Annotated in this window: 22 protein-coding genes and 1 pseudogene; 6 read left to right on the top strand and 17 right to left on the bottom strand. The window is 67.0% G+C overall.

The window, feature by feature from the left end; all coding sequences use genetic code 11:
• Positions 1-63: 63 nt before the first annotated feature.
• The 5 genes from ACFSKW_RS26930 to ACFSKW_RS26910 form a co-directional block, all read right to left on the bottom strand.
• The gene (locus tag ACFSKW_RS26930) at positions 64-486 is read right to left on the bottom strand and encodes a hypothetical protein (protein WP_379575232.1); all 423 of its coding nucleotides are present in this window, start codon (positions 484-486) and stop codon (positions 64-66) included.
• Positions 487-499: 13 nt separating this feature from the next.
• On the bottom strand, positions 500-868 hold the full coding sequence (locus ACFSKW_RS26925; protein ID WP_379575231.1) for a hypothetical protein: 369 nt from the start codon (positions 866-868) through the stop codon (positions 500-502).
• A gap of 376 nt (positions 869-1244) precedes the next feature.
• Positions 1245-1976 (bottom strand): hypothetical protein, encoded by a 732-nt coding sequence (locus ACFSKW_RS26920; protein ID WP_379575230.1) that lies wholly within the window; start codon positions 1974-1976, stop codon positions 1245-1247.
• Between the two features lie 482 nt (positions 1977-2458).
• Positions 2459-2746 carry a hypothetical protein gene (locus tag ACFSKW_RS26915; protein ID WP_379575229.1) on the bottom strand — a complete coding sequence of 96 codons (288 nt, stop codon included), beginning with the start codon at positions 2744-2746 and terminating at the stop codon, positions 2459-2461.
• A 203-nt stretch (positions 2747-2949) separates the two neighbouring features.
• Positions 2950-3954, bottom strand: a complete 1005-nt coding sequence (locus ACFSKW_RS26910) for a hypothetical protein (protein ID WP_379575228.1) — start codon at positions 3952-3954, stop codon at positions 2950-2952.
• A gap of 439 nt (positions 3955-4393) precedes the next feature.
• On the opposite strand from ACFSKW_RS26910, the gene ACFSKW_RS26905 reads away from it, so the two are divergent.
• The 5 genes from ACFSKW_RS26905 to ACFSKW_RS26885 all read left to right on the top strand — a co-directional run bounded on the left by ACFSKW_RS26905 (position 4394) and on the right by ACFSKW_RS26885 (position 9612).
• Complete coding sequence (locus ACFSKW_RS26905; protein WP_379575227.1) at positions 4394-5050, top strand: nucleoside/nucleotide kinase family protein; 657 nt, start codon at positions 4394-4396, stop codon at positions 5048-5050.
• A complete protein-coding gene (locus ACFSKW_RS26900) occupies positions 5047-6531 on the top strand; it encodes a hypothetical protein (protein WP_379575226.1) in 1485 nt (494 codons plus the stop codon). Before ACFSKW_RS26905 ends, ACFSKW_RS26900 begins: the two co-directional genes overlap by 4 nt.
• Positions 6532-6537: 6 nt before the next feature.
• Positions 6538-8205: a hypothetical protein gene (locus ACFSKW_RS26895; protein WP_379575225.1), complete on the top strand. Its 1668-nt coding sequence runs from the start codon at positions 6538-6540 to the stop codon at positions 8203-8205.
• Positions 8206-8292: 87 nt separating this feature from the next.
• Positions 8293-8835: an NUDIX hydrolase gene (locus ACFSKW_RS26890; protein WP_379575224.1), complete on the top strand. Its 543-nt coding sequence runs from the start codon at positions 8293-8295 to the stop codon at positions 8833-8835.
• Between the two features lie 300 nt (positions 8836-9135).
• Positions 9136-9612, top strand: coding sequence for a hypothetical protein (locus tag ACFSKW_RS26885; RefSeq protein WP_379575223.1), 477 nt, complete (start codon positions 9136-9138; stop codon positions 9610-9612).
• 248 nt (positions 9613-9860) lie between these two features.
• On the opposite strand, the gene ACFSKW_RS26880 is transcribed toward ACFSKW_RS26885, so the two are convergent.
• From ACFSKW_RS26880 to ACFSKW_RS26870, 3 genes are read right to left on the bottom strand one after another with little or no spacing between them, the layout of a single operon-like run.
• Positions 9861-12275, bottom strand: coding sequence for a LysM peptidoglycan-binding domain-containing protein (locus tag ACFSKW_RS26880; RefSeq protein WP_379575222.1), 2415 nt, complete (start codon positions 12273-12275; stop codon positions 9861-9863).
• A 35-nt stretch (positions 12276-12310) separates the two neighbouring features.
• Positions 12311-12700, bottom strand: a complete 390-nt coding sequence (locus ACFSKW_RS26875; RefSeq protein ID WP_379575221.1) for a pilus assembly protein TadG-related protein — start codon at positions 12698-12700, stop codon at positions 12311-12313.
• The gene (locus ACFSKW_RS26870; RefSeq protein WP_379575220.1) at positions 12697-13125 is read right to left on the bottom strand and encodes a TadE/TadG family type IV pilus assembly protein; all 429 of its coding nucleotides are present in this window, start codon (positions 13123-13125) and stop codon (positions 12697-12699) included. The genes ACFSKW_RS26875 and ACFSKW_RS26870 overlap by 4 nt, the downstream gene beginning before the upstream one ends.
• Between ACFSKW_RS26870 and ACFSKW_RS26865 the strand changes: the two genes are divergently transcribed.
• On the top strand, positions 13126-13644 hold the full coding sequence (locus ACFSKW_RS26865) for a DUF4262 domain-containing protein (RefSeq protein ID WP_379575219.1): 519 nt from the start codon (positions 13126-13128) through the stop codon (positions 13642-13644).
• 5 nt (positions 13645-13649) lie between these two features.
• On the opposite strand, the pseudogene ACFSKW_RS26860 reads toward ACFSKW_RS26865, so the two are convergent.
• The 9 genes and pseudogenes from ACFSKW_RS26860 to ACFSKW_RS26820 all read right to left on the bottom strand — a co-directional run.
• Positions 13650-13997: pseudogene (locus ACFSKW_RS26860) on the bottom strand (TadE/TadG family type IV pilus assembly protein); the annotation flags it as partial.
• 20 nt (positions 13998-14017) lie between these two features.
• Positions 14018-14212 carry a hypothetical protein gene (locus ACFSKW_RS26855; RefSeq protein WP_379575279.1) on the bottom strand — a complete coding sequence of 65 codons (195 nt, stop codon included), beginning with the start codon at positions 14210-14212 and terminating at the stop codon, positions 14018-14020.
• Positions 14213-14230: 18 nt separating this feature from the next.
• On the bottom strand, positions 14231-15103 hold the full coding sequence (locus ACFSKW_RS26850) for a type II secretion protein F (protein ID WP_379575218.1): 873 nt from the start codon (positions 15101-15103) through the stop codon (positions 14231-14233).
• Positions 15103-15933 carry a type II secretion system F family protein gene (locus tag ACFSKW_RS26845; protein WP_379575217.1) on the bottom strand — a complete coding sequence of 277 codons (831 nt, stop codon included), beginning with the start codon at positions 15931-15933 and terminating at the stop codon, positions 15103-15105. Before ACFSKW_RS26845 ends, ACFSKW_RS26850 begins: the two co-directional genes overlap by 1 nt.
• On the bottom strand, positions 15930-17219 hold the full coding sequence (locus ACFSKW_RS26840; protein WP_379575216.1) for a CpaF family protein: 1290 nt from the start codon (positions 17217-17219) through the stop codon (positions 15930-15932). Before ACFSKW_RS26840 ends, ACFSKW_RS26845 begins: the two co-directional genes overlap by 4 nt.
• The gene (locus ACFSKW_RS26835) at positions 17216-17896 is read right to left on the bottom strand and encodes a hypothetical protein (RefSeq protein ID WP_379575215.1); all 681 of its coding nucleotides are present in this window, start codon (positions 17894-17896) and stop codon (positions 17216-17218) included. Before ACFSKW_RS26835 ends, ACFSKW_RS26840 begins: the two co-directional genes overlap by 4 nt.
• Complete coding sequence (locus ACFSKW_RS26830; protein WP_379575214.1) at positions 17893-18465, bottom strand: hypothetical protein; 573 nt, start codon at positions 18463-18465, stop codon at positions 17893-17895. The genes ACFSKW_RS26835 and ACFSKW_RS26830 overlap by 4 nt, the downstream gene beginning before the upstream one ends.
• Before the next feature lie 82 nt (positions 18466-18547).
• Positions 18548-19387: a hypothetical protein gene (locus ACFSKW_RS26825; RefSeq protein WP_379575213.1), complete on the bottom strand. Its 840-nt coding sequence runs from the start codon at positions 19385-19387 to the stop codon at positions 18548-18550.
• Positions 19381-19669, bottom strand: a 289-nt coding sequence (locus ACFSKW_RS26820) for a hypothetical protein (RefSeq protein ID WP_379575212.1), incomplete at its 5' end; no start/stop codon positions are given. The genes ACFSKW_RS26825 and ACFSKW_RS26820, both read right to left, overlap by 7 nt.

Raw genomic sequence — 19669 nt, 5'->3', positions numbered from 1 at the left:
CTTCGGCGGGCGGTCAGGGAGCGTGCCGTACCGGCCGGGAGCGGAGCCGTACGGCACGCCGCCTCACCGCGCAGGGCAGCCGGGAGAGGGGTGCTCCTCGGAGCCGCAGTAACCGCAGAGACCGTCCATGGCGAACAGGGACAGCCCTTCGGCGTGCGTGTCGCGCCATGCGAGCTGCGCTTTCGTGTAGTCGGTGAAGTAGTCAGCGTCCGTGTCCCCGGCGTCCAGCGTCAGGAAGGCAAGGACGGTACGCGCGGCGTTGACCAGCTCCGCCGTGCTCAACATCGCGCCGACGCTGGAGTAGATGTCGGACGCCGAGAAGATCACCCGGCGTTTGCGGGTGAGCCGGTAGCGCCACCTGATCCGGCCGTCGGACGTCCGTTCGGCGGGGACCAACTCCAGGACGTGATCGGCGTCGATCGGCCAGGCGGGCATCAGACGTGGGCTGATGATCCACCCGGTGGGCAGGATGAGGGCATGGTTCATCGCCACTCCCGGTTTACTTGGTGAGGTGATGCGGTCGGATCGTGGAACTGGTGGTGTGTAGCTCCATGTCACGGAAGCCGAGAAGATCCACATAGCACCTGGAGCAGCGGATCAGCCGCATCCGAACCCCCGACCAGCGGTTAGTGTGGGTGGCGTCCGTCCACAGGTGCGTCTTCCACAGACACCCCAGGCACGTGATCACCTCCGCCCCGGCGGGCATTGGGTCCAGCGCGCGCGTGACGCCGTATTCGTGCTTCCTGTCCGGGTCGGCCGCCGGAACCAGCGTCGCCGTATCATCCCGGACTTCGCCGATCGCCACGATCCGCATCACGCGCCCACCACCGGCGACTGTCAAATCTCCGACCGCCCAATCGGCAGCCATGATCGTCTCCCTCCTTCTCTCGGATATATGCGTCCCCCGTGCGCGGAAGGCCGAGCGTTTGGTCTCTCCGCACTTGCTTGACGCGGGGTGATAGCGTTCCTTGCCTTCACTTAAATACGGGCACCGGAACGACTCAACCGTCCGCATTCTTGAAAACTATGCGGATGGCTCTACCGCCGGTCGCGCGCTCGCGCCGTTTGTTCGGCGCGCTTTCGGCACTCACTTAAATACGGGGCGATCCGATGTCCAAACGTCCACGGATTTTCAACTTCCGGTTGACCTTCCCAATATCCCTCGAAAGGTCAGGAATAGGGCTGTGTGCGTTCATATAAATGGGCCCCAGGGTGTCCCTGGGGCCCATTTGACGGCTATTCCGTCAGTCGCCGGTCGGTTCTGCGTTGGCGTACACTATGGCGTCTCTGGCCTCGTCGAGGCGTGCCGACAGCTCTCGCCATTCCGTCCGCGCGGCATCCCGCACCCGGATCACGTTCCGGCGAGAGCCGTACACGCCCCCGTGAACCCGCTGAGCTGCCGAAGCGAGCACGCCCGCACGTCCCAGATCCGTTGCCTGAGCGGCGACGTCGTACACCTGAGCCAGGACCGGGAAGTCCGAACCGTCCCCGAACGCCTGACGGAAGATGGTGGCGCTGTTCTGAGCGGCACAGAACGCGATCGCCGCATGGGTGACGTTCTGGGCATGGGGGAGCCCACGCATGAGCTGCGCGCCCGGCGTGGCGTCGATTTTCTCCGGGGGCACGTCCACCCGGTAGCCGTTGCGCGCGGCGGCATCCCGAACCGCCCACCGCTTGAGAGTCGTTCGCATGATGACCATCTCCGCGCCGTCGCGCCTAACGTAGATCCACCCTTCCCCATCCGGGGTACAGGCGCACTTCGCGATGATGTCGCGCAGACGCTGAGCGAACATGAGCACGGCGTCCTGCGTGACATCGTCCGACACGTCGTCAGTCCCGTACGGGGCGTATCCGCCCTTGACGACGGTTGCGCTTCCGTCCATTCGCTTGCGTGACCGCGTGGCGTCGACCGTACGGCAGTAGCCGCGCGACAGCTTTTGAATTTCCCACCAGTCTTCCGGCGTTACGCGCGCCATGTCTTCCGGCCCAAGAGTTGATCCGGGAACGTTGGATGGTACGCACTTGCCAGGCATTCCCTTTTCCACGATTGCTCCGATCTCCCGCACCGCGCCCCGCGCGGCGCCTTTTTCTTCTCTCAATTCAATTGAACCGCAAAAGCGAGATCGAATCAATGAATTACGGAGAGTATCTAGGGAGTTTTCGCAGGTCAGAGCGCTTATAATGGAGAACGAAAAGCAAAAAGAGAGAGACTGGCCTAGTGAGTTAATTTGCGTTTTCAGGGAATGGGAAAACAAAGAAATCGTCCGATGAAACTCTTGTACAGGAAAGCGCCGCCGCCCGGCCCTTTGAAGTGGATGACCGCGATCTGCCTACGAGTCGCGGTACGCGACGACGGGGTCAAAGGCCGCCCCACCTGGGCATACGCGCCCGCCCACCCGTCGCGTTCAAATCAACCCCGCGCACGCCCCGGCGCGTGCAGGAAAGCACGAGCACCCAGTCAACGAGCCTCGCCACGTAGAAGCTGCTCCCAGAGTCGCTCCACGACCCGAGTGACGAACCAGTCCGACTCGTGAACCACGACGCCCTCGCCGTGCCGCACCGTGCGCCTGATGAAGGACAATCCACCCGCCAGGCAGAACTCGAACAACACCTCGCCGCACTCGCACGTGTGCGCCCGGACCCGAACCCTGTCGCACCGCAGCGCTGGCAGCGACCAATCGATCGCGCGATACCCGGCCCGCACGGCAGCAGTGTGCGTCCCGTGGAACGCCTCCAGGATCCCCATGTCCGTCTCCGCAGGTCAGCTGTACATCGTGTCAGCTGCCAGTACACGATCGGCCTGCCGCCGGGGTCACGGTGACATAGAGGAGCATGCACGGACACACATTTCCCGTTCGGCTCCCGTGGAGAGTGAGAACGGTGGTACGGCCCACTTCGAGCAGCTCTGCATTGCTCACGAGTGATGTGCCAGGGAAGTGCTGGGATCGCTCAGGCGGTCATCACAAGGAAGCTCTGCACAACCGGTACATCCTTGTGGTGCAGCAGGCCGCTTCGGAGCTCGTCCAGCGCGCTCGTACCGCGCGCAGAGTCCACACCGCCCATCAAGTCCAGGGCCCGCTCGGCAGTCTCGACTGCCGCGTCCAGCTCATCCAGCGCCAAGTACGCCTCAGCATGCCTGGCCAGGTAGATAGCCGTACCGCGCGCCTCTTTCGCGGCGTTGTACGGGTCGTGGCCGTGGACGGCCAAATCGAAATGCGCCAGAGCCCGCCTGGGTTCACCAAGACTGAGCGCTGCGCTGGCGGCGACCTGGTGGAGTTCTCCCGCGGTGATCCAGTACATCGCCGCCAAATCCTCATCCGGTGGCCCGGCGTGCCCGTAAGCGTTCAGCGCGGTGTCGATGGCTCGATAGGCGGCGGCGGACTCGCCCGCCTTGGAGTGGGCGCGGGCCTGTCGTGCGTACAGCATGGCCAACACCCGCTGGGATGTGATCCTGCCGGAGCTGGCCAGCGCGCCGTCGATGAGGTCGAGCGCGCCCTGCGGGTCGCCGCTGGAGTAGCGGACGTTGGCCCAGAACGCCAGGGTGCTGGCACCGAGGGTGGTATCTCCGGCGCTCGCGGAGGCGCGCAGCGAGGTGACGAAGTGTCGCTCGGCAGCGGCGTGGTGCCCGTCGTCGTAGGCGCACCAGCCCGCCAGTCGCGACGCTTCGGCGGCACAGCCGTAGAGGCGGTGGCCGACCTGTCCTGTGTAGGAGGCATCTTTCAGTGTGCTGGTGATCAGCCGCAGCTCGGCGGTGGCGGCATCGTATGCCTGCCACGAGCCGACATGGTCATCCAGATGCCGCAGGGCGTCCAAACGCTGGTCGAAGAGGTCAGCAACCTGGTGGCCGACTCGACGGCCGGTGGTCGCGCTCAGCGCCTGCGGGGCTGTCGCCCATTGCGCGGCGATGGCAGCTAGGGCGCTGGTAGAGGTGATCAGGAATCCCCGACGGTCCACGGGCCGCCCTCCTACGTCGTCGAGTACTTGCAACGTACCCGTCGGTGTCCACGGCGACTCGCAAACGGTGCGATCGTCACATAACGCCAGCAGTAGCCAGTCAGGCCAACATGGCCGCGTCCACGATCGTGTCCCCTCGGTCAAGGGCTCGGCCCTCAGTGTGTGTCGTTGTGCTGACGCTGTGAAGAGCTACCAGGGCAAAGGCAACGCAAGGCAACCCAACGGCAACCGAAGGCAACACCCATGCTCTTCACCTGCGACTTCACGCGACTGATGGTGAGGTGCAAGCCAGCCCGCTCCAGAGGAGACCGCTGTGGTGGGCCGGCCCGTCACCCAGCCGCCTGCTTCAAGCGGGGGATTTGATCGCCGACCCGGCGGCAAATTGCTCTGCCCGCACCAGCGGGTCGGCCCCACGCCTCTATAGAAGGGGAGATCGCCGATGCGAATCCTTGTCGACGGGCTGGATCTGTCAGGGAAGACCACGCTGGTCGAAGCGCTGGCTGGCGAGTTCGGTACCCGAGGGATCGAAGCCGCATGCCATCGCGGCATGCTCGCCGAACATCACCCACTGGAGCCGCTGCTGAGGAAGCTGCGGCGGGTACGCCAGCCCGACAGCGGCTTCATCACTGCCGCCTTCCTCGCCGGATACGCGGTGGACGCTGCCTTGGTGAAGTCGGACCCGCGCGACGCGATCATCATCCAAGACGGGTACGTGGACCGCACGGTGGCCTTCGGCATGGCGGGCGGCCCCTACCTGGCCGCCGCCCTCGCGCTGCGCTGGTCACGCCTGTTCGCTTCCTTCGACGTGGCCGTTTACCTGCACGCCCCGGTAGAGGTCCGCCGCCGCCGACTGGGCACCCGCCTCAAGCCTGACGCGGTCGACATTCGCGGGGTTGAGGACAGGCGGTTCGCAGAGGCCTTCACGGCCACACTCGTGCACGGTATGGGCCGCCGTCATGATCGTCTGTTGGTGTTCGACAGCTCGCTACACACCCCTGGGGAAATGGCCGCCCAGGTGATCGACCTGGCAATGGGCACAGACCGTCCGGGGGAACTGCTGCCCCGTCCCGCCTGCGACCAACACAGCGCGGCATGACCGGGCTGGGATCGCCGGACCCGTCGCTGGTGGAAGCCGCTGACCGGGCTCTGCGTGCTGCCCTTGGCGGGCGGCCTCTGGTCAGTGTCGAACGCTTCGCCTGCTCCGGCCGTACGGCCTATGCGGGCTCGCATCCGGTGCCGTCCGCGCGTCCCGCGCTCGCCATCGCCTGCTACGCCGGATGGGAGGCTGCCTCCCCGGAGGCAAGCCTGGCCGAAGAGGCATCCACCCGTGTGCGTGGCCCGGCCGAGCGGCACGCCTGGCTGAACGTCGTCGACAGCGCCGCCCGCGAGTTGATGTCGACTCTGTCGACTCCGCCAGTCATCGCGACCTGGTACAGCACGTCACGCTTACGGGAGTGGACGGGGCCGCGCGGAACGATCGCCGCGGTGGATGGCGGGTTACGTCGCCAGTTGGAGGACAAGGCCGACTTCGACGATCTCCTGAGAGCCGCAGGCGTTCCGGCTAGACTGCGGATCCGCTCCATCCGCGTGACCGGCCGCCTGCCCGCCTTGGCCGAGCTGCGCCGCAAGCTCGGCACCAACCGCCTGGTGGTGCAGTGCGGCGCCGAGTCCGGGGGGCGCGGCACCGTGTTCGTCGACACCGACACCGACCTGGCCCAAGCGGCGCAGATGCTCGGCCCGTACAAGGTAGCCGCGTTCATCCCCGGCTGGTCTTCCAACACCACGGCGCTGTCCATCCCCGACGGCTCTGGCGGAGTGGCGGTGTACGTGGACCGGCCCTCCCACAAAGCCGTGGGCGTCGGCGAGGCCGGGATCGGGTCGGGCAAGAGCGCTGGCAACGACTGGTCCCGGCCGTGGCCTGAGCAGGCAGCCGCCGATCTGATAGCGGCAGCCGTACAGGTCGGTGTATGGGCGTGGAGAACGCACCGTTACGCAGGACTGTTCGGCCTGGATGCGATCCTCACTGCAGAGGGCAGCGTGAAGCTGAACGAGATCAACTGCCGCAAGCAGGGCACCACCGAAGTCTCTGGCGTCAACCAGCAGCTGCGCGGCCTGCCGCCGTTCGTGACCGCCCACCTGACCGCGCTGCTCGGCGGCCAGGTGGACTGGCTACCGCCAGCCGAGGAGTTCAACGCGGACACCGTCACGACGGCGACCCAGACCCAGCCAGGCCCGTTCTATCTCAAGCTCCGCAACCGCGGAACCGAACCCGTGACGGTGACCAACCTGAACGGGCCCGGCATCTATCGCCTCGTGGAAGGCAGCCTCATCTGGACCAAGCCGGGCGCGCATCCCGCGCAGGCCGACGCCGACCGCGGGGAACTGCTGCTGGCCAACCTGCCCACAGCCGACGTGAGGTGCCTGCCCGGAGCCGAGCTCGGTACGGCCGAAGCGATCACCGCAGGCGCCTGCCGTCCCTTCGACGGACCCCACTCGCTGTCTGCTTTCGGCCGCGCCGTCTTGGACGCTGTCGGCCGCCGGCTCCACTCCGTTCCCGCTCCGACTCTCGAGAGGTGACTCAAGATGACGACGTCCGCTCTCCCCGGCCTGCGCGACCAGCTGCGGGGCCTACCCGAGGAGGCCTTCACCCGCCTGCAGTACCTCGCGCCCGCCGTCGGTTGCTTCAACCGGTGCGCCTTCTGCTCACAAGCCGCAGGCCGCGACGTGTGGCAGTTCACCAAGTACGGCCTGACCGAGTTCGTGACGTCGCTCGCCGACGTCGCCGCCGAACGTGATCTGGCGATCGCCTCTGGCCGGATCCACCGGCCTCGCGTCCTCTTCCCCTATCTCGACAACGACATAGCCTCCTACCCGCACCTGGACACCTACGCGGCGTTGGCCCGCGACGTGCTCAAGGTCCGGTTCCGCGTCTCCACGGTCGGCTACTCAGCCCGGTCCCAGCCTCTGCGAGACATGCACCAGCGGCTGGTCAAGGAGCTCGGCGACGTCTTCGACGGGATCCGCTTCTCCATCACGCCCTACACCATCGGCTACGCGGGACGCGGGGTCGGTATGTCCCGCAAGGCCTACATCGAGGACCTGGCCGCCGCGCTGGCCACCTACCGGCCGCTGCTCGACCGGCTCGGCCACGGCGCGGCAACCGCTGCCTGCGAGCTGCGGTTCGCGCCGTTGCTCGGCCTGAGCGAGCTGATCGACACACACATCGACGGCCACCACATTCTGGCCTGCGGGCCGCATCTGCTCGTCGCCGCACACCCTGGCCACGAGCCGATGCCCGAGACGATCATTGAGAGGCTCGACGAGCGCACGCAGCCCGTCTTCTCCCAGCCCGGCGCCTTGTACCTGCACATCGTCTCCGACGCCGCCGCGCCCGACGCCGCCACGGTGCAGGCCGCGCTCGCCGGGATGCTGGCGCTCCCACATCGAGCCCGATCCGTGCGCTTGCACCGCTTCAGCAACGCCGATGGCCCCTACTACGCCGCCGACCCCGACTTCCATGACGACGGCACCTTCACCGCCCTGCACCTCTACCCCCGTACCGAGGCGCGCAAGGTGTCCGGCTACACCGACGCCACCCGCTGGTTCCTCAACGCCCTGCTCGCCCACAAGAGCAGCCGCGGACTCCGGCGCCGCGACGACTTCGCCGCCACGCGCGGTGACGTAGAAGCCGTCCTCGCCTCCCTGGCCGAGCAAGCCGACGCCGCTGACCTGATCGACGTCCGCGCCGCCCGCCACCTGCGCGAGCAGGTCCTTCCGCAGGCGACCGCCTATGCCCGAGCTCTCGACCTGGCCGGATATCCACCCCGCCTGTTCTTCTCCCGCCGCTTCTCCATCGACACCGGCCAGATCGTGAACCAAGGCCGCGCTCAGGGCCTGTTCCGCGGGTTGGCCGCCACCAACGGCGAGCCGATGACTCCCCGCGAGGAACGCGGCTTCGGGCAGGCGAGCCTGTCCACCGTACGCGGCCCGATCTGGCGCCTGACGCCGCTGCCGTTCAACGCCAAGGGATACCTGCCCGTGGCTCTGGCCGGCGGCAAGAACCCCGCCACCGCCACGCCCAGCCTGCTGGTGGAGGAGATGGACCCCTGCCATCTCGCCCCCGTGGAGCGCTCCACCGGCTGCTGGCTGCGCAGGCATCAGCTTGTGCTTCCGGACGGCTTCATCGAGCACGTCGACCTGGCCGCAGGGAGCCAGACGTTCGCCCTGCCCGGTTTGGCCGACGTCGCCTGACAGCGAGAGCAGAGGTCGGCACCGGTGCCCGGGCGCGTCTCACCAATTCCTCCCGGTGCCGGCCTTCAGGCCGCGATACTGACGGCCATGACAGCCAACCCCGCCGAACACGCGGCGGCGTTCACTCGGATCAAGATCCGCACGGGTGCTCTCGTGTTCTGCGGCGACGACGTCGCACTCATCCGCCGCGACCGCGCCAACTCCGTCCACTACACCCCACCCGGCGGCAACGTCGAACCCGGCGAGGACCTCCTGGCGGCGCTCGGCCGCGAGTTGGCCGAGGAACTCGCCCTCAACATCGACCAGGCCACGCCGCCTCAACTGCTGTGGGTGGCCGACCAGATGGTCACCCGCCCTGGCCCCACCGCGCCGCCGCGCAAACTGCATCTGGTCTACCGGCTGCATGTCAGCCCGGAGGTCCGTGACCGGATGGCGGCCGAGGAGCACGACGAGCTGCCCGATGGCGGTCGCGAGGTGGGCATCGTCGAATGGATCGACTACCGCAAAACCGCCGACCTGCCCATTTTCCCTCCGATCGGGCCCGCCCTCGCCGCACTGTCCTCTCCACATGCCACGCTCACCGACGCCGCTCTGCCTGCCGTCACCGACGAGAATTACACCTGGATATAAGGGCAACCCCTGACGCCATTGGCAATATATCGAACCTTTGTACGATGAAGACGTAGAGTCGCGTCTGGAACTCGATTCAAGCAGGTGGGCCTGGACCGGCTCATCGCGATCATCAGCCCTGACAACGTCCCTTCTCAACGCCCCACTGAGAAGAATGGCCTCATCTTCCAGCGAATGGCCGACTAGATCTACGCCGACCCGATCGGGCGACGCACAAATAGATCGAAATTGTCGGACTTGTACGGGATGGTGTCGACAGCAACTTCCTCGACCTCATCGCGACCTACGGAGAGTGGGACGATGCCCGGAAAGTTCACGCGTGGATTCGATGCTCAGGCGCCGCGTGACCCCGAGAGGGAACAGTTCACCACCTACCAGCACCACTCCGACGACCCCGAAGTCTGCCCGCGCAACCCTTTGCCATCCATTGTGACGGGTGGGCACCGCCGCGGTATCTGCTACCACGACGAACCCACGTGCGAGGTCCTCAAGGCCACGCTGTCCCTGGCCGAGCTGTGCGGCGCGCCGGGATATCCCACTCCGGTCCCGTACACATCCACCGACCGGCTGACGCCTTGCCCTCGATGCGTGCTGGGCACCATCCCGGTCGCCATCTGGGAGGCCAAGACCAAGGATGGCTGGCGCCAGGGGGATCTGCTTGAGCGATGGCGCCATCCGGCCGGGGCCTGGGCAGCGGTCGTCTACGTGTTCGGCGCCACCCCGCCGTTCGCGGCTATCTATGCGGAGGACGAGCTCCGGCGCTTCCCGCAGGGGTAAGAGCGCGTGCGATCACCTGGGTGGGGCATTCGGGCCCTCATACGGTATCCCCATGGCGCTGGCGCCATGGGGATACCGTCCACAGGACAACTATGTTGTCGTCGCTCGTCCGGCAGCCCCGGCTGATGGCGACGATGGGGAGAAGATGGACGCGGTGGCAGAATTCAACAACATGATTCGCATAGCAGATCCCAACCCTGATGAGGATTGGTTTTGGCTGTCTCCACCCTTCTTCTGTCAAAGGCAGCCTAGGGCGCCCGACGTCCCAGGACCGCGGCCAGCAGTTCTGCCGTGGTAGACATAGGTTCGGCACGCAGGGTCCGTAGGTGCGCCAGGAGCAGTTGGCCGGTGTGCCTGGCCTGGTCAAAGTGGCCGAGCCGCTGGTGAAGTCGCATGATCCGACACCAGATCTCTTCGGTGTCCGGGTCAAGACGTCGGGCCTGATCGAGCAGCTCCAGGCTGCGTTCGTGGTCGTCGCACAGCTCCGCGAGCTGGGTGAGGACGTCGACCTGGGCCAGAGTTAGCGGGTAGCGCTCCTCCAGAATCCATTCCTCACTCAGGCCGATGCCGAGCTCCCCGACGCACAGCCTTGCAGCGCGGTCAAGCACTGCGATCCGGGATGCCGTGTCGGCGGCGACCCGCACAGCCTTGACCTCTCGCTGGAACTCCCACAGGTCGAAGCCGATCCGTTCGGCGTCGACGCGGTAGGTCTCGTTGTCCATGGCCACGACGAACGACTCGCCGGTCAGACCGGTGGCCGTCTCCAGTGCGTCGCGCAGATGCCGGAGCAGGCTGTGAAACTCGTGACCAGGCGGCTTGCCAGGCCACAACGCCTCACTGATCACCTCCTTCGTCGCCCCTCGCGGGTGCAACGCGAGGTAGACGAGCAACGAGAGCTTGAGCCCGCGAATGCGCAGCGACTGCTCGTGACCCTTCACCAGGACAGCCGGTCGCCCCATGACCTGCACCCATACAGGCGTCGGATGCTCCCACTCAGCGACCGTGCCTCCCGGCGGGACAGCCGCATCCTGCTCGTACGCATCAGGTTGGGCCTCGCCAAGTACGCGCAGTGCGTCGACGAGATCTCCCGCCGCAAGGTGTACGAGGTTCGTGCCGGCCAAGGGCCTCCCAGCCTGGCCATGTGCGGCTGACACCGAGTGATCGGCGGCCACCTGGCAGGTGGCCGCAGGCCTGTCGCCCAGCAGAAGGGCGCCCATGCCGCATCTGGCCTCCAACAGGGTGCTCAGACGAGTGTCGACCTCATCCTCCGGCGTCACAACGACGATCACGATGGGCAGCGCCTCCCCCGGATCGCGTTGCCGGAGTTCTTCGACGCGACCTGCTTCTCGTTCGGCCAGCATTCGCCGTCGGGTGAAGCGGATCTCCTCGAACCGATCGAGCGCTGCCCCCATCGATTCCAGCACAGTCAGCCCAGGTACGACTCGCGCCAGGGCGTGGGCTCGGCTTTCCTCGACATCGAGAAGCCGGGCCGCGTCTGCCGCACAGGTGAGGACCTCAACACGGAAGTCGCCTGCCTGATGCAGTAGATCCAACAGGATCCCTCGGACCACATCGAGCGCTCCTGGCCCGGCGAGTCCGAGGCTCATCCCCGCCAGACTCAGTCGCACCGGAGAGCCGTCCTCGTGGACACCTATGACGATGTCGCCGGGCACCTCGATACCGGACGCGGCACGGATCAGTTCGGCGTCCGATGGCGGCGCCTGGTCCTGTTCGCGAAACGACTGGTTGTAGGCACGGCGAGAAGCTTCGATCACAGGCGGCATGTCGGGCTCGGGCGTGATCGTGACGCCTTCTGCGGCGGAGGGCGGTACTCGGCGGCGTCGCCGATGGAACCGGGCAAGCGCCTGCGCCACGCACATGCCTGCGACTGCGGATAGGGCCACGACCCCACCGGACGGCATGTCGATGGTGACGATCACCGGAGTCACGGACGGTGTTTGCTCTGCCGGCTGCGCCGTTCGAGCTGGAGCGGGCGGCGACGGTTCTCGGGCAGGAGGCTGCTCGACCTGAACAGATGGCCGGGACCGATGCGCACCGGGTAGACGGAGACGCCAGCCAGGCTGGATGACGTCCGGATCGGTGAACACTTGGCCGTCGACCTGTCGCCGACCGGCGTTGAGCTTCCAGATCGAGCGCCACTTGAGCCCACTGCCGAGCCTGCGACCGGCGACCTTCCACAGGCTGTCTCCAGGCTTGACCACGTGAACCCGTTCGCGAGGCTCATGCGGAGCACCGTCGGCAACGGTCGCAACTCCCACGACCTGCGCGGCCGCGACAGGTACCGCGGCTGGCTGTATCGGCGTGCTCGCTGTGCGCAGGTCGATCGGTAGAACGGCTATCGCCATCGAGCCCAGCAGTCCGGCGGCCATGGCCTGGAGCGGCCCAAGCAGCGGAACGTGAAGCTCGACACCCCGCGCCAGCGCCGTGATCTCAACGATGAGCGCCAGGGAGAAGGCGGCCCACAGCAGCCAGAGTGGGACGGCGAGTACGCTGAGCAGGAGTTGGTCAGGTATCGGGTGCAGCAACAGTCGCTCAACCGCAGTCCAAGACGGCAGACCGCGCGGGATGGGGAGACCCGCGAACCGCACCAGCATGTACGGCACGCCGCCCTCGATCCCGACGAGCACGACGCCGGCCAGCATGAATCGAGCTCCCCGGCCGAGGATGAAAAGGACCCTCACCTCATCACCTCCGTGACACCGCGCTGTGCTACGGCTGCGGCTTCCCCGGACACCCGGATCGACCCGAGTCCTGCCAGCCCGAGAATCTGCGTGGGCTGGACGGCGTGGACTACGACGGTGACTCGGTCCCCGGACACCGTGACCATCGCTGTGTCCGGCGTGGCCGCGATGTACGCCAGCGCGGCAGCCCGCGCCCGCCCCGGATCCAGCCGCACCTCGGCGTCCCGCCGGTAAGCGGCCAGGTCCAGTTGCTGTGCTCCGGCTCGCGCAGCTTCCTGCGCCTCGTTAACTGCCCGTACCCGCGCGCCCAGCGCCAGCCCGCCGTCCACCACCAGCCCGGCGAACAGGAACAACGCCCCCACGATGGCCACCACGAACCCGGTCACCGCGACCTCCAGTAGTCGATTGGCACCACGAATGACGAGCTCAGCGCCGTATTGCCCGGGATGTGGACGAGCGCGACATCCGACAGCTTCACCCGGCAGGTGACCGTCACCGTGACGCTCCCGCCAGGCCGGAACGAGCCGAGCCCGACGTTCACCTGCCGACTCGCACACGTGACCCGCTTGGCGGCCAGTGCTCCATCAGCGGCTGCGCGGGCGGCGGCACCAGCAGCGGCCGGGGTACGCACGATCGATGCGGCCCGCGCGGCCTGGTGCGCGGCGTTGTTGACCTCCAGCCGCGCGGTCACCAGCCGACCCGCCGCGACAGCGAACAACGCCAACACGAACAGCAGCAGCGTAAGCATGATCAGCTCTGCCGTCGCCGACCCCCGCTCTCGTTCAAGACGAGCTGCTCTAGGCTCAGCCACATGCCCGACTCCTGCCAGTGTGTGGTCTGCCTCGAACTCGACAGTGGTGACCGCCGAACGATCGAGCACATCAACGAGTACGGCTGGAGCGTCGTCATGATCCCGGAGGACGATGCTGGGCCGGGATGGGCGTTCACCGTCGGCCTGCGACACAGCTTCGACTCCCCCGAGATCGCCATGTTCGGGCTGGACGTCGAGCTCATGCGAAGCTGTTTGAACACCCTGGGAGCGGAGATTGCCGCTGGTCATTTGGCTCGCGCCGACCAGCGGCGGGACGATGTGCTGGAAGAGCGCCTGGTGATGCTCAAGACGATCGACGCCAGCTGGCACTCGACCCTGTTCGGCACGGCGTTGCGCTTCTACCAATGCCCTCCGCTGCCGTTCCTGCAATTGTTCTGGCCTGACGGGCAGAACCGGTTCCCCTGGGATGAGGGGTACACACTGGGGGAACTCCAGCCGTCGCTGTGGATCCCGAAGGCCGAGCATCCGGCAGGATCCTGGACCCAACTGCCCTCCTGACCAGATCACTGATCACCTCGGAACCGCTCGACCGGCCCGACCGCCACCGAGCTGACCGGCAGTTCGAGGAAGGGCACCACAGCCTGCGCCACCCCTGCGATCTCCACACGAGCCGCGTCAGCCGTACGGGAGACCGACACCTGCGGAGAGCGCAGCACAGATCGACCCACCTGCGACAACAACGAGGACGCCTTGGCCTGACCGGCGCCCGTGCTTCCCCCGTGCGCGCGGACCACCGCCAGTGCCTCCGCCGCCGCGGTCTCGGCTATGTGCACGGCGTGCTGCCACATGGCGAACTGCACGACGAGCAGGATCAGCACCATGACGAACGGGAACGTCATCACCATCTCGGCGGCGACCGCTCCCCGCTCGCTTACCCGAGATCGAGCGAGTTCGCCTTCGCGAGCAGCTTGCTCATCAAGATGGCGCCCACGGCGATCGCGATGGCGACCAGGATCGCGACCATCACCACGGTCTCGGTGGAGTAGCCCGCGTCCGGGCGTTCGTTCACGGCCTTGCGCACCTTCTCCAGGTGAGCCTCGAACAGGACCATGAGCCGGAGCAACACGAGACACCTCCATGTGATTCAGAACCCCGTAAGAACGGCCGCGATGGCCGGATAGCCGACGAAGATCAGGAACCCGACGAACAGCCCGACGGTCACGACGCTCATGCGTTCGGTCGCGGCACGGGCGTCGCTTTCGATCTCGGCCAGCTGATGGGCCCGCAGCGACGCCGCCTTGGCCACCAGCGAGGCCCGCACCCGCGCACCCTCGGTGCCCGCCAGCGCGACGGAGGCTGCCAGTTCGGACAGCTCGCCGATGCCGTACTCCTCGCCCATCTCCCCGAGGGCAGACCACGGGGTACGGCGGGCGGAGGTCGCGGCCATCAGGGTGGCGCGTAGCCGTACGAACGCCCAGCCGCTGCCACCGGCTGCCGCGTCGGTAAGAGCCCCGTCGACGCCTCGGCCTCCCGCCAGCGACACGACGACCAGGTCCAAGAACGCCGACAGCGTGTGCCGGAACTCCGCCCGCCGTTTCGCGGCTTCCGACCGGATGGCGGTGTCAGGTACGAAGAAGCCGACGACGCCGAGCAGCACCATGCTCCACACCGGAACCTGCCAGGGCAGGCGAAGATCGGCCAGAGCGAGCGTGCCGTACAGCGCTGGTCCCAGCAGCGAGAAGACCAGCCCGGCCGCGAGCTTCTCGCCGAAGTACCGCTCCACCGTCTTGTCACAGACCGCCAGGTCACGCCCGATGGCAGCGCCTACCGGCCTTCTGGTGGCGAGCGGCCGACCAAGTCGAGCAACCACATCAGGCTCCGCAGAGGCCTTGGCCGGCGTGCCGTGGCGGAGCCGTACGAGCTCCTGAGCCAGTGACAGCCGGGCAGGCCGCAGGCCGAATGCCACCAGCACCAGCCCGAGGCCGATCCCGGCTCCGAGCAGCAGCGAGATGGCCATCACTCCTCCAGGTTCGTGAGGACGCGAGGCGGCTCGCCGATTCGGCTGAGTCGCTGAATGAGGTAGAACGACGCGGCGAAGACCAAACCGACGAGGAGCATCACGACCTGGCCGATCGCGGTGCCGTAGGGAGCCAGGAAGTCGCGGTTGAACAGCATCAGGCCACCCGCCATGAGCACCGTGACGGCCATGATGGTCCGCACCGACGAGCGAGTCTGCGCGCGGGCGGCGGCCACGCGCAGCCGCATCACCGCGTGTGCCCGAGCAGCCTCTGCCAAGCGGCCGAGGAGATCGCCGAGCTGTCCGGCCTGCCGCTTGGCGGCCAGGATCAGCGCGCCGCACGCCAGGTCGCCGGTCGGATCGGCGAGGTCGTCGGCGAGCAGTTTCAGCCCGTGCGGAAGCCGTTCTCCTTGGTCGAGGCGGGCGGCCAGCTCCATGATCTCTGGGCGGATCGGCTCAGGGGCGATGGCCGCGGTACTGCTGACCGCCTGGTGCAGACCTGCTGAAGCGGCGAGGGTGTCACGGAGCATCTCGGCCCAGACCGCGACCGCCTCGATGCGGGCGACCTGCCGAGCGTGCTCTCGATCCGGCCCAAGCGCGTTGGGCAGGAACCACGCGGCCAGCCCTGCGAGCGCGGCGCCGACGGGCCAGCGGGTGACGGCTCCGATGAGTACGGCGGCGCCCACGCAGGCGGCCAGCCGCACCAGGAGCCGGGAGTCGAGCGGGCGGCGAGGTTCGACGACGCGAGGCTTGAACCCGGTGGCGACGAGAACGACCCCGAGACCGATACCGGCACCTGTCAGGGCTGCGAGCAGGGCATATTCCGTCATGAGGCCAGCCACTCGTCGACGTTCAGGCCCGCTGCCTCGAACTCGTCCAGGGTCTCGGTGCGCAGCGGGTGGTTGCGTATGGCACGGCGGTCAGGGCCGGGGGCGTAGATCTCGTTGGAGATGACGTTGATGCCGTCACACCCGACGATCTCGCGGACACTGGAGACGACGCGGATACCGTCGCGGGTCAGCGTGAGATACACGACGAAGTGCAGCGCTTCGGAGATGAGCATGGCCGCGGCCTCGGCCGACAGTCGCTCAGGGGCCTGCATCGCGAAGGATGAGAGCCGTTTGAACGCGCCATCGCTGGAGCTGGCGTGCACGGTACTGAGCGAGCCGTCGTTGCCCTGGGTCATGGCGTTGAGCATCGGGATGATCTCATCGCCTTTGACCTCGCCGACGATCACGCGGCTGGGTGACATGCCCAGTGCGATGCGGACCAGCTCCGGAAGTGTGACGGCGCCCTGACCCTCGATGTTGGACTTGCGAGCCTGGAAGGCCAGGACGTTGGAGTGCGCTTGCTTGTCGCGGTCCAGGCCGAGCTCGAACTGGTGCTCCACGGTGATGATCCGCTCGTCTCGCGGCAGCACCGAGGCCATCGCTCTGACCAGGGTCGTCTTTCCACCACCCGTCGCGCCGACGACCAAGATGTTCTTGCGGGCCAGCACGGCCGCGGAGAGGAAGCCTTGGAGCTGGCGATCGAACGTCCTGGTTTTGTACAGATCGTCCATGGTGGCGTCGGGAAAGCGGTGGCGGCGGATGGACGCGGCTGTCTGCCGGGAGATGGCCATCGTCGCGACCAGACGGGCTCCATCCGGGAGCTCCATTTCCAGCATGGGCGAGCCGGGGTCGAACCGGCGCTCTCCGACGCCGAGCAGAGCGGCTACGGTACGGATCGTCTCGGCCATGTCCTCGTCGGATTCCGCGACCGGGCCGACTTGTTCCGACGTCCCGTCGGCATAGGTGATGTGCACGTCGTCGAAGGCGTTGGCGTTGATGTTCTCGATGTTCAGGTTGTCGAGGTACTGCTGGAACCCTGCGAGCCCGAACAGCCGGTTGTCGACCGCTTTTGCGATCTGCCCCTCGGTGACCGGATCCAGTGGAGGACGACCTGCGTCGATCGACTGCCGGATGTGCGCGTCCAGTGCCTCCGTCGTGAGCTTCCTGCCGTACTCGCGCCGCTCCTTCGGGGTCATCGGCGGACGTCCGGCCTCCTCGTCCGCGCGGCTGCGGGCGGCGATCCTGTCGGCAACCTCGACGCGCATCTGTTTGATCAAGTCCTTCATGGAGTCGGCTCCAGTTGGACGAACGTAGCCAAGGTCGCGGAGAGCTCTTCTGCGGCCCTGACCAGGCGGGTACGGCGGCGTCGGCCCTCCAGGAATGCCTGGGCAACCGGATCGTGGCGGATGTGCGCGCGGACCTTCAGCCCGAGCGCGTCCGTGACTTCCTTGGGCGGATACGGACCGCGACCGACAAGGACCAACTCCGCGTTCGGGGGCAGTCCATCGAGGTGCGCGAGATCAGTCAGATGGGCGCGGGCGAGAACGAGGAGCCGGTCGGTTGAACGAGCCAGCTCGACCGAGGGTCCGACCAATCGCCCGAGGTCGGCGATCAGCATCGTGTCACGGAGGAGCTTCGGAAAGAGCGCGGGGAGCGCGGGTGCGAGTGCGTTGATGGCGGCGTACGCCTGCGCGGGATGGGCCGGCGCTGCGATCACCTTCAGTCCGCTGAGCAAGGTCTGTGTGTGCCTGGTCAGGACTTCTGGGTCGCGTTCCCTGCGGAACTCTGTGGCGAGCGATGCGATGCCGGGATCCGGTTGGAGCCCGTGGTATCCGGCCAGGTCGCCACCAGAGGCGTCGAGTTCGGCGAGTAGTGCGCTTCCTGGCCAGGTGGTCGCCAGGGCGAGTGCGAACGCCGTCACCCCTGGGGAGCCCTTCACCGATGCCACGCCGATCACCGTCATGGTGCCTCCGGTGAGATCTGCATCAAGCTCACCAGACCCTGGGCGATCGGAGCCGAGACGGACTGCGCGTCGGTCTGTGGCAGCAGGAGGGTGACCACAGCAGGGTTCTGCGGCTGTTCCGGCCGGTCAACCTTGGTGACCACGGCGACCACGGCTTTCATCTTGGTATTCGCATCCGTCATCGCTCCGGTTTCGGGAATCGGTGAGACGGATACGCGGTCACCTGGGGCCAAGTCCGGTGGATACTGGCCGGGCTTCACCGCAACGCCAACCACGGCAAGCCCCGGCTGCGGGAAAGCCGGGTCCCCTACGACGTTCTCGGTGACCAGCGTGCCCGCCATCAGCGGCACCTTCGTCTGGCGTCCGATTACCTTCTGCGCCATGCCCGGCGGGACAAGGTTCGCATCCATCGAGCCCTTGACCGCGCGGAGGTCGGCCGCGGTGAGGGTGTGTCCCACCTGCAGATCGGTCTGGACGGCCAACGCCCCAGTTTCAACAGCCCCCACGCGCAGTGTCACCGCAGCCGAGGCGAACGAGCATGCCAAGACGACGATGCCGCCGAAGAGCACCCTGCCTACACTGCGGCGTCGTTTCGGCATACCCGGTTTCGGGCGTGCCGGAGCGGCAGTCCTTACCAACATGTTCCCCCGTTCAGTTGGTGACGATCGCCTGGCTTTCGGCGACCCGGAAGCTTGTGCTGGAGGTGGTGATGAGCGGGGGGAACGTGCCGCTCTCCCCGGCGGCGCTCCAGGTGATGGTCCACGTGATCGTCGCGGTCACCGGGTACTTCGCGCTGGGATTCGTCGCACTGGACTTGACGTAGGTGTGGCCGCAGGTCGGCGACTCCTTGCGTGCGTCGTCGCGACCGTGTCTGAATGGCGTTCCCGGGCCCTTACAGGTCACCGTGGTTTCATCGCCCATGTTCCAGGTGACGAGTGTCGGCGTCGCCGTAGCGGTCGCGGTGATGCCACCGGCCCTGGCGGTCGACATGTATGGATGCCAGATGCTCCGCCCAACGGATAGCCAGATCGGGAGCCGGACCAACTGCGGGTCGGACGGCTTAGGCGAAGAGTCGATGGCGGGCGATGGCAGTGTGAAGCGGTCCCGAGCTATGAGAGCAACCATGATCGGGGTCAGCGCCGGCGCTCCGTCTACTGGCTCACCTTCCGGCGTGCCACCGTCGCGGACGAGGAGCGGCGGCTGGCCTGGGCAGGTGATCAGGACCCATCGCCCGCTGCTGGGAGCTCCTGCCGGCGCCTGTGCCGGCGCTGTCGAGCACGTCGGGCCTTGAACGGAGCCAGATCCGCTGCCGGAATGGCCCCCGCCGGTCGGATCGGTTCGGTTGGTGGCCCACCAGCGCCTGGCCTCGGTTGCGCAGCCTGGGCTGCCGAAGCTGCCGCACTCCGCGATTCCGGTACCGCCACCGTCATCACCGGAGGCCACGAACACCATGGTGGTCAGCGCGCAGGAGACCAGGACCTGGGTCAGCACGTCCCCGCCTCCTTGAGGATGTACGAGGTGACGTACCAGGAGCCCCTGCGGAGGGTGAGCACCGCGGTGGTGTGATGCCGTCCGACGTCTGCGCCGCCTTTGGCCCTGCTTCCGCTCTTCTCATGGACCAGGAACCTCGTGTCGTCGACGCAGTCCACGATCGTGGCCCTCGTCGGGATGTTCTCCGGCTTGAGCTCGGCAATACGCGTGCTGAGCAGCAGTGAACCCATTTCAGCGGGCTTCGCGGAGTTGTAGGACGAGGATGGCTTTGACAAGTTGACC

It is taken from the genome of Nonomuraea mangrovi, from assembly GCF_042681425.1.
GTDB classification, from domain to species: Bacteria; Actinomycetota; Actinomycetes; order Streptosporangiales; family Streptosporangiaceae; genus Nonomuraea; species Nonomuraea mangrovi.
This window is presented reverse-complemented; position numbering and strand designations above follow the sequence as displayed.